This window comes from Sphingomonas sp. GlSt437, from assembly GCF_048015635.2.
Classification (GTDB): domain Bacteria; phylum Pseudomonadota; class Alphaproteobacteria; order Sphingomonadales; family Sphingomonadaceae; genus Sphingomonas.
Genome location: NZ_JBPGYA010000001.1, coordinates 330,234 through 343,669, shown reverse-complemented (window position 1 = coordinate 343,669; position 13,436 = coordinate 330,234). Strand labels below are relative to the sequence as shown.

Here is a 13,436-nt window from a genome sequence, read left to right as displayed (position 1 = left end):
CGCCGTTAATCTTTCAACTGAAATGGTTAAAAAGCGGTTCGCGAAACGCGATCAGCGCTGCCATCGCGATTGCAACGCCGTAGGGGATCTCCAGCGCGGCCTGCCGGCGACGCCAGCGGTGCTCGATCAACATCACCAATGTGAGTACCCCGCCGAGGATCGACATCAGCACCAGCATGTGGAGCAGCGGCAGCGCGGGCAGCCAGAGACCGAGCGCGCCGATCAGCTTCACATCGCCGCCGCCCATCTGGCCGAGATAGAAAGCCGCACAGAACAGCGCGAATACGCCAAGGCCGACGCCAAGCTGGATGGCCATGCCAGGCCAGGGTTCCAAGCCGTTGGCATACCACCACAGCGGCGCCAGCAGCGCGATCGCGGCGTTCTTCCAATTGGCGATTTCGCGGGTGCGCGCATCTTCAATGCCTGCCGACACCAGCAGCAGCGCCAACACGCCCAGAAGCGCAATCGTCATGAAGCCCCAGCCCATGACGCAATTCCCTAGACGTGACGGCTTTCTAAAAAGTAACCAGCGGTCATGCTTAGTCCGTTGCTGTATCGCCGCGCGATTCCCGCCAGTGCCCGCATTACCGAATGGACCGGCCCCGATGGCTGGGCATTCCGTCGCTTCGATTGGCCGTCCGAGCAGGCGGTGCCGCGAGGCCGCATCCTGTGGCAGGGCGGGCGCGGCGATATTTTCGAGAAATATCTGGAGCTGTTCGCGCATTGGCACGAGCAGGGCTGGGCGATCACTTCGCTCGATTGGCGGGGGCAGGGCGGCTCGGGCCGGACAACGCCCGACCCCCATGTCGGCCATATCGACGATTTCGCGCACTATATCGCCGATTTTGCGGCCTTTTGGGCGACCTGGTCGAGCGAAGGCACCGGGCCGCTGGTGCTGATGGGGCATTCGATGGGCGGCCATCTGGCGCTACGAGCGATGGTGGAAGGTGCCACACGCCCGGATGCCGCCGTGCTCGTTGCGCCGATGATGGGGGTGCGCAGCCCGCTGGGCGCGGCCTGGGGCGAGCGCTTCGCGCGGATCATCGGTGGCATCGGCAACGATGCGCGGCCGGCATGGAAAGCAAATGAAAAGCCCGGCACGCTCGAAACGCGCCAGTCGCTGCTCACCCATGATCGCGATCGCTATGAAGACGAGCTGTGGTGGCAGTCCGCCGATCCCCGGCTGTTGCTCGGGCCGCCAAGCTGGCGCTGGGTGATCGAGGCATTTGCCTCGACCCGGCAATTGCGGCGCGACCCGCGGCTGAAGACGATGACGGTGCCGACGCTGATGCTGGTGGCGATGGCGGATCAGCTCGTCACGCCGCGCCATGCGCTTGGCGTTGCCGGTCGATTGCCCGACATCCGCGTTGTCCGTTTCGGCAAGGAATCGGCCCACGAAATCCTGCGGGAGGCGGATAATGTCCGCAACCGCGCGATCGGCGAGATCGACATTTTCCTGTCGTCGCGAGCGAAGCCGCAAGCGTGAGCGACCATTACGACATCGCCATTATCGGTGCCGGCATCGTTGGTGCGAGCCTCGCGGCAGAACTGGCGGGCAAGGCGCGGGTGCTGCTGATCGAAGCCGAGACGATGCCCGGCTATCACTCGACGGGCCGGTCGGCGGCCTTCTGGCATGAAACGCTGGGCGGGCCGCTCGTTCAGCCGCTGACGCGCGCCTCCTACCCGGCGCTGGCCGATGGCGGCTTCCTCAAGCCGCGTCATTCGCTCGAAGTCGCGGAAGCAGATACCGTTGCTACGCTCGACAGCTTTGAGGCCAATTACCGCGCCATCGGCGTCGGTCTTGAGCGGCTCGATCATGACGGCATCCGCCGCTGGGTGCCGCGCGCAAAGCCGATCTTGGTGGCCGGGGTGCTCGAAAAGCTCGGCGCGGATATCGATGTCGGTGGACTGCACGGCGCAGTCTTGGGCCGGTTCAAACGTACGGGCTGCAATTTGATCACCGACCGGCGGATCGAGGCGATCGAGCGCACGGGCGCCACCTGGCGGTTGGCAGCAGGCGACTGGTCGGTGAGCGCCGACATCGTCGTCAATGCCGCCGGTGCCTGGGCCGATCAGGTCGCAGCGATGGTCGGGGCGCGGTCGGTCGGCATCGTCCCTAAACGCCGCACCATCGCGCAGGTTCGCGTCGATGGTGACGATGTGCCCGACACGCTGCCGCTCACCATGGACATCGCCGGCACTTATTATTTCCGCCCCGAAGGCCCGAACCGCTTGTGGCTCTGCCCGCACGACGAAACCCCCACCGAGCCCGGCGACGCTGCGCCCGAAGAGATCGACGTCGCGATGGCGATCGACCGGTTCGAAACGGTGACCGACTGGCGCGTCGTTGCGGTCGAGCGGAAATGGGCGGGGCTGCGCAGCTTCGCGCCTGATCGGCTGCCGGTTTATGGCTTTGACCCTGGCGTGCCCGGTTTCTTCTGGTGCGCCGGGCAGGGGGGGTATGGCATCCAGACCGCGCCGGCGGCCTCGGCAATGTGCGCGGCGCTGATCACGGGTGAAACGCCAGGGCCGATTGCCGCCGATATCGATCCGGCGCCTTATTCGCCGGCGCGATTTTAGCGATATCCGTCACCCCAGCGAAAGCTGGGGCCGCGGGCGGCGTGAGACCCCAGCTTTCGCTGGGGTGACGATCATGTAGCTATCGCCTTCGCCGCATCGCTCGCCAGCTTGTCGGCGCGTTCATTGTCGGGATGGCCGGCATGGCCCTTCACCCAGCGCCAGTCGATGCGGTGCGGGCGGGAGGCGTCGATCAGCGCTTGCCAGAGATCGGCATTCTTGACCGGCTTCTTGTCGGCGGTCTTCCAGCCATTGCGTTGCCAGCCGTGGATCCACTTAGTCAGCCCATCCATCACGTAGCGGCTGTCGGTCGAGAGCGTGACGCGGCACGGTTTCTTCAGCGCGCGCAGGCCCTCGATCGCCGCCATTAGCTCCATGCGATTGTTGGTCGTCGCGGGCTCGCCGCCGGAAAGCTCGCGCTCGGTGTCGCCGAAGCGCAGCACCACGCCCCAGCCGCCCGGCCCGGGATTGCCCTTGCACGCGCCATCGGTGGCGATTTCGACGAGCGGGAGTTCGGTCATGCGAACAGGCTGGCGCTGCGCTCGGTGTAGAAATCGAGGCGGCGCAGATAAGCGAGCGGGTCCTTACGCGTCACCAGCGCGTCGGCGGGCGTGTTGAGCCAGTCCCAGGCACGGCTGAGGAAAAAGCGCAGGCAGGCGCCGCGGGCGAGCAGAGGTAGCGCAGCCAGTTCGGCATCGCTGAGCGACGTGACCGCTTTGTAACCCTGGACCAGCGCGGTTCCGACCGCCGCGTCATAGCTCTCGCCTCGCGCATCGAACGCCCAGGCACTGTGCATGACGGCAAGATCGTAAGCACGGAAATCGGTGCAGGCGAAGTAGAAGTCGATCAGTCCGGTCACGCGATCGCCGAGCATCAGGACATTGTCGGGGAACAGATCGGCGTGGATCGCGCCGGTCGGCAAGGCGCTTTCAGCCGGCCACGCGCTCAGCACCGCGTCCGCGACCGGCGCGACGCGGGCGTGCAGGGCGGGTGCAATCTTGTCGAGGTCATCGCCGCAGCGATCGAAGAGCGGCCGCCAGCTCGCAGCGCCCATCGAATTGGTGCGTGTCGGCGTGAAATCGGCGGCGGCGAGATGGAGCGCGCCCAGCGCCTCGCCTGCGGCGCGCGCCTGTGCCGACGTCGGGTGTGATACCGAAACGCCCGGCAGGAACTTGATCAGGCAGGCGGGCCGCCCACACAGCTCCTGGATTTCGACCCCCTCGCGGTCCTTGATCGCCGGCGGCACCGGCAAGCCCTTGGCAGCAAGGTGATCGAGCAGTGCCATGAAGAACGGCAAGTCCGCCGCCGCGACGCGCTTTTCGTAAAGCGTCAGGATGAAGCGGCTGCCGGTCGTGTCGACCAGATAATTGCTGTTCTCGACTCCCTCGGCAATGCCCTTGGCCGACACGAGGGCACCGACATCGTAGCGCGTCAGGAACTCGCCAAGCGCCTCGGCCGAAACCTGAGTGTAGACCGCCATCCGCGCCGCCCGATCAGGCGGCGGCGGCGGCTTCCAGCCCGCGCGGTAGCTTGAACGACATGATCTCGCGGGTGGTCTCAACCTCGCGCTCGGTGATCGCATAATGCTCGGCAAGCTTGTTGACGAGCTCGCGCACCAGCACTTCAGGTGCCGACGCGCCGGCGGTGATGCCCAAGGTCTTGACGCCTTCGAGCCATGACCAGTCGAGCGCTTCGGCGCGCGGGATCAGCTTGGCGCGCGTGCCCTGGCGTTCGGCGACTTCGACCAGCCGCACCGAGTTGGACGAATTGGCCGCGCCGATCACCAGCATCGCATCGCACTCGTCGGCGATTGCCTTCACCGCTGCCTGGCGGTTGGAGGTCGCGTAGCAAATATCCTCGCCGCGCGGCGGTTTGATGTTGGGGAAACGCTGCATCAGCACGTTGACGATCTCGGCGGTGTCGTCGACCGACAGCGTCGTCTGCGTGAGGAACGCAAGATTGCCCGGATCGGCGGGCTGGAACGCCTCGGCATCCTCCAGCGTCTCGACAAGCGACATCGCACCCTGCGGCACCTGGCCGAAGGTGCCGATCACTTCAGGGTGACCGGCATGGCCGACAAAGACGATGTGCCGCCCGGCCTCGACCAGCCGCTCGGCCTGGCGATGCACTTTGGAGACGAGCGGGCATGTCGCGTCGAGATACGTCAGGCCGCGCTCATCGGCTTTGGCAGGCACGGCCTTGGGCACGCCGTGGGCGGAAAACACGACCGGCACGCCGTCCGGCACTTCTTCCAGTTCCTCGACGAAAATCGCGCCTTTCTCGCGCAGGCTGTCGACCACGAACTTGTTATGAACGATCTCGTGGCGGACATAGACGGGCGCGCCATATTTCTCGATCGCGAGTTCCACGATGTGGATGGCGCGGTCGACACCGGCGCAAAAGCCGCGTGGCGCGGCGATGATGAGTTCCAGGGCGGGCTTGTCGGCTTCAGTCATAATATGGTGCCTCTACGCGATTGCTTGCGCCCGCGAAAGGCGGTTCCTATGGTGGACCGAGAAACGGGCAACGAACGGCCCGAACCATTTTCGGGATTATATCGATCGTGAACGTCAGCAAGTCGGCCCCAATCAGCAAGGGCGTCCTCCTTGGCGCGTCTCTCGGCGCGCTGCTCATATCGGGCTGCGCGAAGAAGGGCGAAATCACCTATAACGGCATTACCGCGGTGCGCTCGGCGTGCCCGGCAGTGGCGATTCCGGTACAGACCGGCGACATCACCCTGTTCAACCCGTCGAGCAGCCACACTGAAGAGGCGCTCGACGTGACGGCAATCATGACCAACGTCCGCTCGACTTGCGACGACAGCACCGACAAGGTCCGCACCGACATTACCTTCGACGTTGACGCCCGGCGCGCCGATGGCGGCGCTGCGCGCGACGTGACCTTGCCCTATTTCGTGGTGATGATGCAGGGCGGCACGCAGATCGTCTCCAAGCGCATCGGTCAGGCATCGGTGCATTTCGAGGCGGGGCAAGCGCGCGCGCATGTCAGCGGCCGGGCGACGGCGACGGTCGACAAATCTGCGGCGACACTGCCCGATTCGGTGCGCAAGCTGCTGCTGCGCAAGCGCCGCGCCGGTGAGGAAGACGCCGCTACCGATCCCTTGTCGCGGCCGGAAATCCGCGGGCCGCTGCAGCGCGCGACGTTCGAGGCGCTGGTCGGTTTCCAGCTGACCGACGACCAGCTGAAATATAACGCGACGCGCTGACCGCCGCGCCATCCACGATAATCGTCGCTACCACCTTAGGGGACGATTGACTCGGCCCTAGCGCCGCGTCAGGAGGACTGCGCCGATGACGGGCAACCGGCATCAGCGCGCGCGGGAGAGACCCCGGCTCAAGGCCGGGGCGCCGAAGGAGCAACCGCCCCGGAAACTCTCAGGCACAGCGGACCGCGCGTCGCTGCAAACGGCACTCTGGAAAGCGGCCCGGCGATTCGTCGTCGAGCCCACCGAAGGGGTAAGCCCGCCGGCGGTCGCGCCGGCAGGTCAAAGCTCTCAGGTTCCGTGACAGAGGGGGCACCGGGCGAGGCGGCATGACGTGCCGGCCGGTCGGGTGCCGATCCTCCTGTGCCGGAGCCTATGGTGAGCGACGAAGACGACCTGCCCGAAATCGAAACGCTCGCGTTGCCGCTCGATGGCTGGCACCGCGCCCGCGGCGCGCGGATGGTCGAGTTTGCCGGCTATTGGATGCCGATCCAGTATGAGGGCATTGTCGCCGAGCATTTGTGGACGCGGCAGAGCGCCGGGCTGTTCGACGTCAGCCACATGGGCCAGCTGCATCTGTCGGGCGAGGGCGTGGAGGCGGCGTTCGAAGCGCTGGTCCCCGCCGATATTGCCGGGCTGGGCGTTGGCCGGATGCGCTATTCGCTGCTCCTCAACGAAGAGGGCGGCATTCTCGACGATCTGATGATCAGCCGCTGGGGGCAGGGGCTCTATGTCGTCGTCAACGGCGCGGTGAAATGGGACGATATCGCGCATATCCGCATGGAGCTGCCCGACGAGATCGTCCTCAACCACATGGAAGATCATGCACTGCTGGCGCTGCAGGGGCCCAAGGCGTTAGCCGCGCTCAGGCGGCACGTGAGTGGCGAATATCCGCTGGATACGCTTAAGTTCATGATGGGTGGCCGCTTCACGATTGCCTGCGTCGAGGCGTGGATAAGCCGGTCGGGCTATACCGGTGAGGACGGGTTCGAAATATCGATTCCTGCCGATGCCGCTGAGACCGTCGCCGAGCTGTTGTGCGGTGAGCCCGAGGTGAAGCCGATCGGCCTTGGCGCGCGCGATTCGCTGCGGCTGGAAGCGGGGCTGCCGCTTTACGGCCACGACCTCGATCCCGAGACGACGCCCATCGCCGCCGATCTCGGCTTCGCGCTGTCCAAGCGCCGTCGCGAGGAAGCCAACTTCCCCGGCGCCAGGCGCGTCCTTGCCGAACGCGAGAGCGGCCCGGCGCTGAAGCGTGTCGGCCTGACGGTCGAGGGCCGCCAGCCGGTCCGCGAAGGCGCCGATGTGCTCGATGCGACCGGCAAGCCCGTCGGCCGCGTTACGTCAGGCGGCTTCTCGCCCAGCCTGCAGCAACCGATCGCGATGGCTTATGTGCCCGCCGCGCTCGCTGCGCCCGGCACCCGCATCACGCTCGGTCAGCGCGGCAAGACGCATGCCGCGACCGTGACGCCGATGCCCTTCGTTCCACACCGCTACGTCCGTTGAGGGAGGACCACCAATGAGCCGTTATTTCACCGAAGATCATGAATGGATCGACGTCGATGGCGACATCGGCACGGTCGGCATCACCAGTTATGCGCAGGAGCAGCTCGGCGACATCGTGTTCGTTGAAGTGCCCGAGGAAGGCAAGGAACTGGGCAAGGGTGACGAGGCGGCGGTGGTCGAAAGCGTCAAAGCCGCGTCCGACATTTACTCGCCCGTCTCCGGCGTCGTGATCGAAGGCAATGCCAAGCTCGGCGACGAGCCCGCGACGGTCAACGAAGATCCCGAAGGCGATGGCTGGTTCTTCAAGCTGACGCTGAGCGACACCAGCGAGCTCGACGAGCTGATGGACGAAGCCAAATATGAGGCGTTCGTCGCGAAACTCTAACGCTTGCCGTCATGCCAGCGAAAGCTGGCATCTCAGGCCAAGGCGGAACTGCCCGAGACCCCAGCCTTCGCTGGGGTAACGATTTCAGGACATCATGAATGCGCTACCTGCCCCTGACCCAATCCGACCGCCAGGCGATGCTCGCGACCATTGGCGCCGCATCGATCGACGATCTCTTCGTCGACGTGCCCGCCGAAGCGCGGCTCGACGGCCCGATCCGCGATTTGCCCAATCATGCCAGCGAAATGGCGGTCGAGCGGCACATGAAGGCGCTGGCGGCGAAGAATGTGGTCGCGGGCGACGTGCCGTTCTTCCTCGGTTGCGGCGCTTATCGTCATCATGTGCCCGCCACGGTCGATCACCTGATCCAGCGCGGCGAGTTCCTGACCGCCTACACGCCCTACCAGCCCGAAATCGCGCAGGGCACGCTGCAGATGCTGTTCGAGTTCCAGACGCAGGTTGCGCGCCTGCTCGGCACCGATGTGGCGAACGCCAGCATGTATGACGGCTCGACCGCGTGCTGGGAAGCAATCGGCATGGCGCGGCGCGTGACCAAGCGCGCCAAGGCGATCCTGTCGTCGGGCCTGCACCCGCATTATGTTTCGGTCGCGAAGACAATGGCGAAATATACCGGCGATGTCCTCGAAACGGCGCTGCCCGAGCTGACGGCGGATACCGATATCGATCGGCTGATCGCGTCGATCGATGACGAGACGTCGTGTGTCGTCGTCCAATATCCCGATATCCTGGGCCGCATCGCCGATCTCAAGCCGCTGGCCGATGCGTGCCACGCGAAAAAGGCGCTGCTGATTGCCGTTGTCACCGAGCCGGTGGCGCTCGGCGCGATCAAATCGCCGGGTGAGATGGATGCCGATATCGTCGTCGGCGAAGGCCAGTCGATCGGCGTCGGCTTGCAGTTCGGCGGGCCCTATGTCGGGCTGTTTGGCTGCAAGGAGAAGTACGTTCGCCAGATGCCCGGTCGGCTGTGCGGCGAGACGGTCGACGCCAATGGCAAACGCGGCTTCGTGCTGACGCTCTCGACCCGCGAGCAGCATATCCGCCGCGAGAAGGCGACGAGCAACATCTGCACCAACTCGGGGCTGTGCGCGCTGGCCTTCTCGATCCACATGACATTGCTCGGCGAGCGAGGCTTGCGCGATCTCGCCGCGATCAACCACGCCAATGCCGTCGCGGCGGCGGAGCGGCTGGCACAGGTGCCGGGCGTGCGGCTGGTGAACGACATTTTCTTCAACGAATTCACGATCGAATTGCCGAAAGAGGCACGACCCGTGGTGCGCGCGCTGGCGGACCGGCGTGTGCTGGCCGGTGTGTCGCTCGGGCGGCTTTATCCGGACGTCGCGGCGCTGGAGAAGGGGCTGGTCGTGGCGGTGACTGAGACCGCGACGGCGGAGGATATCGACGCGCTGGCGACGGCGCTGACGGAGGTGCTGGCATGACGATCAACGCAAGCGGCTGGCGGCCCGAGATCAGCGCGGGCAGCGGCGAGGGCGCGGCGACCTTCACCGGCAATCGGGCGCTGATGCTCGAAGAGCCGCTGATCTTCGAGATTGGCGATGGCGAGACGACGGGGGTGGATCAGGGCGCCCCGGCGCCGGGCGGCGATCGCCTTGGCGCGCTGGCCCGTACCGCGCCCATCGGCTTGCCAGGCCTGTCCGAACCCGAAACGGTACGCCACTACACCCGCCTGTCGCGCCAGAATTATGCCATCGACCTCGGCCTGTTTCCGCTCGGCAGCTGCACGATGAAGCACAATCCGCGCCTTAACGAGCGGATGGCGCGGCTGCCCGGCTTCGCCGATATCCACCCGCTCCAGCCGGTCGACACTGTGCAAGGCGCGCTGGGGGTGATCAACGAATTGGCGGTGTGGTTGATCAAACTCACCGGCATGCACGGCGTCGCGATGAGCCCCAAGGCGGGCGCGCATGGCGAGCTGTGCGGCATCCTGTGCATCAAGGCGGCGCTCGAGGCGCGCGGCGAGGGGCACCGCAAGGTGATCCTGGTGCCCGAAAGCGCGCACGGCACCAATCCGGCGACGGCGGCGTTCGCGGGCTTCGCGGTTGAGGACATTCCGGCGACACCCGAGGGCCGCGTTGACTTGAACGCGCTGAAGGCTCGGCTCGGGCCGGACGTCGCGGGGGTGATGATCACCAATCCCAATACCTGCGGCCTGTTCGAGCGCGACTTGAAAGCGATTTCGGACGCGGTGCACGCGGCGGGCGGCTACGTCTATTGCGACGGCGCCAATTTCAACGCGATCGTCGGCCGGGTGCGGCCGGGCGACCTTGGCGTCGATGCGATGCACATCAACCTGCACAAGACCTTCTCGACCCCGCATGGCGGTGGCGGGCCGGGTTCGGGACCGGTCGTACTCTCCGAAGCGCTCGCGCCGTTCGGGCCGCTGCCGTTCACCGAGCGCTGGGCCGACGGGCATTTCACGCTGGTGGAAGAGGAAACCGTGGAGGACCGCCACCCGCACACCTTTGGCCGCATGACCGCGTTCCACGGCCAGATGGGCATGTTCACCCGTGCGCTGACCTATATCCTGAGCCACGGCGCCGATGGCCTGCGCCAGGCGGCTGAGGACGCGGTGTTGAACGCCAACTACATCCTGCGCAGCCTGGAGGATGTGCTCGACGCGCCGTTCGCAGCGTCCGGCCCGTGCATGCACGAGGTGCTGTTCTCGGACAGCGGCTTGCCCGATGGCTTCTCGACGCTCGACATCGCCAAGGGGCTGATCGACGAGGGCTTCCACCCGATGACGGTCTATTTCCCGCTCGTCGTCCATGGCGCGATGCTGGTCGAGCCGACCGAGACCGAAAGCAAGGCGACGCTCGATCAATTCATCGGCGCGCTGCGCAGCGTTGCCGAGCGGGCTAAGGCGGGCGACGCCGCGCTGAAATCCGCGCCGCATTTCGCGCCCCGCGCGCGGCTGGATGAAACCCAGGCAGCGCGGAAACCCGTGCTGGTGTGGCAGGATGAGGAACCGCACGCTGCCGCCGCCGAGTGACGATGCGGGAACGTTAGACCCAAGGGGGCATGAGCCGCCGCGATCCCATAAAAGGAGGCGTGTGCGCTTCCCGGCCCGTTTCCGGGGGCGTCGATGAAGCGGGCGGGTGCTTTTCGCCGTGCCGGTTTATGCGCAAATCCGGCCGGAAATGACTGGCTGAACCGGTCGTGCGAAAAGCCCGTGCGCTCGCCTGAACGGACTGCTAACGCTCGGAAATCCGATCGACGGATAGAGGGGACATGATGCAACCGCACGCCGCACCGTCACCGATGATCGGCTATGCCATCACCGCCGTTGTGGTCGTCATCGCCCTGGCGTTTCGGATGCGGGGGCTGCAGCGAGCGCGGCGGTTGAAGGTCGAGCAATTGTGGATCGTACCGGCGATTTACAGTGTGTTCGGCGTTGTGCTGTTCGCGGCCTCGCCGCCGACGCCGTTGGGGTGGCTGCTGTCGGCGGTTGCGCTGCTGCTCGGCGCGGCACTCGGCTGGCAGCGCGGGCGGATGATGCGGCTGACGGTCGATCCCGAAACGCATGCGATCAACCAGCAAGTCTCGCCTGCCGCCCTGATCTTCATCGTTGTGCTGATTGCGGTGCGAGCCGGCCTTCGAGACGTGGCGCAGTCGGGCGTTGGCGGTGTTCATCTGAATGCGCTCATGCTGACCGATGTGCTGGTGGCGATGGCGCTCGGCTTGCTGACGGTGCAGCGGCTGGAAATGTATCTGCGGGCGCGCCGCTTGTTGACCGAGGCACGCGCAGGGGCGGCGGTTTCCACCTAGGTCCCCGCGATCGCGCGCTCGGTTTTCTCGCGGCGCAGTCGATGCTCACGCCAGACGATGTAGAGCCCGCTCGCCGCGATGATCGGCGCGCCGGCCCAGGTGGACCAGCTCGGTACGTCGCCAAACACGACAAAACCGAGCAACGCTGCCCAGATGAGGCCGCTATAATCCATCGGCACGACGACCGAGACCGGCGCCGCCCCAAGCGCGCCCGTCATCATCAGCTGAGCGACGCCGCCGATCAGCCCGACGCACGCCATCAGCGCCCAGGCCTGCCAGGGATGCGCGGTCGCGGTCAGCGCAAAGGCGATCGCCAGCGGCGGGACCGACAGCAGCGAAAACCAGAAGACGATCGTCGGCGCGCTCTCGGTCTTGCTGATCTGGCGGAGCAGGATGGCAACGCCGGCGCTGCTCAGCGACCCGACCAAGCCCGTTATGACGCCGATCGACGCCATGTGTCCGCTGCCGGGCCGAGTGACGATCAGCACGCCCAGAAACCCGGTCGCCACCGCCCCCCAGCGGTGCCAGCCGGTTGGTTCGCGGAGCAGCAGCGCGCCCAGGATCGTCGCGAAAATCGGCACGGTGAATTGCAGCGCGGTCAATTCCGCCAGCGGCAGAAGCAGGATGGTCGAGAAGACGAAGACCATGCTGATCAGGCCCATCGCCGTCCGCGTCAGATGCGCGCCGATATGCCGGGTGCGGATCGAGGCGAGGCCGGGGCCGAGCGCGATCCACGCGGTTACGGGGATGAGCGCGAAGCTCTGGCGGAAGAACAGGATTTCGGCCAGTCGTGCGCCCCGGGCCTCGGCCAGCTTGACGACGACGTTCATCACCGAAAACGCCGCGACCGAGCCCAGCCGCAGCGCAATGCCGTAAAGCAGCTCGTCAGGCGCACGTTCGGTCATGCGCAAGCCCTTATCGGCGGGCACGGGGTTGCGAAAGCGGCTTATGGCGCGCGGCTGCCCATGAAGGCGGCAAGCGCGACCATGTCGTTGATGCTCATGCCGCGCGTCACTTGTGCCATCTGCACCGATGCCGGGCCGCCGCGTGCGCCGCTTTTGAAATTGTAGAGCTGGCGGGCGAGGTAGCTCGGCGATCGCCCGGCGAGCCGCGGGCCGAGGCCGCCTTGATAGGCCGCGCCATGGCAGGTCGCGCAGGCATAAGCCCCGCCGCCCCAATGCTGCGCCAGCGCCTGGCCGCGCGCGATGCTGCCCGGCGGCACATAGGCCGTGTAGCCGAGCCGGCTGTCGCGCATTTCGTGGCGTTTGAAATCGTCGGGCACTTCGATCAGCCGGCCGCCGAGCGGTTCGCTGCCCTTGGCGCCGGTATAGTGCCAGGGGCCGGGGTCGGAAGTGACATGCGGGATCGCCGCCGTCTCCACGACACGGCCGAACCGGTGCGGCTTGACGCTCGCGAAGTAGCTGGCGGCGGCGGCCAGATCGTCGGCACGGACGGCCTTGGCGACCTTCTGCATGATCACCGGGCGATGCGCGCCGTCGCCCCGCGCGCCGGCCGCAAAGGCTTTGACCTGCGCGACGATATAGGGCGCGGGCAAGCCAGCGAGCGACGCATTTTCGGGCCGGCCGCCGCCATTGGGCAGGTGGCAGGTGCCGCAGGCATACTGGTCGGCCCGGCGCACGGCGCGCACCGCCAGCGGCATTGGCGGGTGGTCCTGCGGATACCAATCGGCGGCTTGCGAAAAGTCGCGGATCTGCGCTTCGGTCAACTTCACGGCGCTGCCGGGCGGGCCGATTTTGACGACATTGTCATAGACGGGCGGCTTGGACGGCGGATTATACGGGAACAACCAGGCGGGCGGCGCCTCTGTCGCGCCAACCGCCAGCAAGGCCACAGCCACCCAATATCGCCGCATTGCGCTTCCCCCTTCAGTCTTCATTCCAGCTAAATCGATCGTTGCGCCGCTGACAAGCCCGCGGGGGT

At 66.3% G+C, this 13,436-nt stretch carries 14 protein-coding genes and 2 riboswitches; of the genes, 8 read left to right on the top strand and 6 right to left on the bottom strand.

Annotated elements, in window-relative coordinates; genetic code table 11:
* Positions 1-13 precede the first annotated feature (13 nt).
* Positions 14-487 (bottom strand): A24 family peptidase, encoded by a 474-nt coding sequence (locus tag ACLB0R_RS01835; protein ID WP_416641625.1) that lies wholly within the window; start codon positions 485-487, stop codon positions 14-16.
* A 48-nt stretch (positions 488-535) separates the two neighbouring features.
* Between ACLB0R_RS01835 and ACLB0R_RS01830 the strand changes: the two genes are divergently transcribed.
* Both ACLB0R_RS01830 and ACLB0R_RS01825 read left to right on the top strand, forming a co-directional pair.
* Positions 536-1,486 (top strand): alpha/beta fold hydrolase, encoded by a 951-nt coding sequence (locus ACLB0R_RS01830; RefSeq protein ID WP_416641623.1) that lies wholly within the window; start codon positions 536-538, stop codon positions 1,484-1,486.
* A complete protein-coding gene (locus tag ACLB0R_RS01825) occupies positions 1,483-2,580 on the top strand; it encodes an NAD(P)/FAD-dependent oxidoreductase (RefSeq protein ID WP_416641621.1) in 1,098 nt (365 codons plus the stop codon). Before ACLB0R_RS01830 ends, ACLB0R_RS01825 begins: the two co-directional genes overlap by 4 nt.
* 71 nt (positions 2,581-2,651) lie before the next feature.
* Here ACLB0R_RS01825 and rnhA read toward each other — a convergent pair whose 3' ends face one another.
* From rnhA to ispH, 3 genes are read right to left on the bottom strand one after another with little or no spacing between them, the layout of a single operon-like run.
* Positions 2,652-3,098 carry a ribonuclease HI gene (gene rnhA, locus ACLB0R_RS01820; RefSeq protein WP_416641620.1) on the bottom strand — a complete coding sequence of 149 codons (447 nt, stop codon included), beginning with the start codon at positions 3,096-3,098 and terminating at the stop codon, positions 2,652-2,654.
* The gene (thrB, locus tag ACLB0R_RS01815; RefSeq protein ID WP_416641618.1) at positions 3,095-4,057 is read right to left on the bottom strand and encodes a homoserine kinase; all 963 of its coding nucleotides are present in this window, start codon (positions 4,055-4,057) and stop codon (positions 3,095-3,097) included. The genes rnhA and thrB overlap by 4 nt, the downstream gene beginning before the upstream one ends.
* A gap of 13 nt (positions 4,058-4,070) precedes the next feature.
* Entirely contained in the window at positions 4,071-5,033 is a 963-nt protein-coding gene (ispH, locus tag ACLB0R_RS01810) for a 4-hydroxy-3-methylbut-2-enyl diphosphate reductase (RefSeq protein ID WP_416641616.1), read from the bottom strand.
* A gap of 107 nt (positions 5,034-5,140) precedes the next feature.
* On the opposite strand from ispH, the gene ACLB0R_RS01805 reads away from it, so the two are divergent.
* The 6 genes from ACLB0R_RS01805 (at position 5,141) to ACLB0R_RS01780 (ending at position 11,495) form a co-directional block, all read left to right on the top strand.
* Positions 5,141-5,803 carry a hypothetical protein gene (locus ACLB0R_RS01805; RefSeq protein ID WP_416641614.1) on the top strand — a complete coding sequence of 221 codons (663 nt, stop codon included), beginning with the start codon at positions 5,141-5,143 and terminating at the stop codon, positions 5,801-5,803.
* A 102-nt stretch (positions 5,804-5,905) separates the two neighbouring features.
* Positions 5,906-5,999, top strand: a riboswitch (glycine riboswitch).
* 1 nt (position 6,000) lies between these two features.
* Positions 6,001-6,117: riboswitch (glycine riboswitch) on the top strand.
* A 58-nt stretch (positions 6,118-6,175) separates the two neighbouring features.
* Complete coding sequence (gene gcvT / locus ACLB0R_RS01800; RefSeq protein ID WP_416641612.1) at positions 6,176-7,306, top strand: glycine cleavage system aminomethyltransferase GcvT; 1,131 nt, start codon at positions 6,176-6,178, stop codon at positions 7,304-7,306.
* A gap of 13 nt (positions 7,307-7,319) precedes the next feature.
* Positions 7,320-7,691, top strand: coding sequence for a glycine cleavage system protein GcvH (gcvH, locus tag ACLB0R_RS01795; protein ID WP_416641610.1), 372 nt, complete (start codon positions 7,320-7,322; stop codon positions 7,689-7,691).
* A gap of 98 nt (positions 7,692-7,789) precedes the next feature.
* On the top strand, positions 7,790-9,148 hold the full coding sequence (gene gcvPA / locus ACLB0R_RS01790; protein WP_416641608.1) for an aminomethyl-transferring glycine dehydrogenase subunit GcvPA: 1,359 nt from the start codon (positions 7,790-7,792) through the stop codon (positions 9,146-9,148).
* Entirely contained in the window at positions 9,145-10,719 is a 1,575-nt protein-coding gene (gene gcvPB / locus ACLB0R_RS01785; RefSeq protein WP_416641607.1) for an aminomethyl-transferring glycine dehydrogenase subunit GcvPB, read from the top strand. The genes gcvPA and gcvPB overlap by 4 nt, the downstream gene beginning before the upstream one ends.
* 239 nt (positions 10,720-10,958) lie before the next feature.
* The gene (locus ACLB0R_RS01780) at positions 10,959-11,495 is read left to right on the top strand and encodes a DUF1453 domain-containing protein (RefSeq protein WP_416641605.1); all 537 of its coding nucleotides are present in this window, start codon (positions 10,959-10,961) and stop codon (positions 11,493-11,495) included.
* Here ACLB0R_RS01780 and ACLB0R_RS01775 read toward each other — a convergent pair.
* Complete coding sequence (locus ACLB0R_RS01775; protein ID WP_416641604.1) at positions 11,492-12,400, bottom strand: DMT family transporter; 909 nt, start codon at positions 12,398-12,400, stop codon at positions 11,492-11,494. The genes ACLB0R_RS01780 and ACLB0R_RS01775 overlap by 4 nt on opposite strands.
* Positions 12,401-12,441: 41 nt before the next feature.
* A complete protein-coding gene (locus ACLB0R_RS01770; RefSeq protein ID WP_416641603.1) occupies positions 12,442-13,368 on the bottom strand; it encodes a c-type cytochrome in 927 nt (308 codons plus the stop codon).
* Between the last annotated feature and the right edge of the window lie 68 nt (positions 13,369-13,436).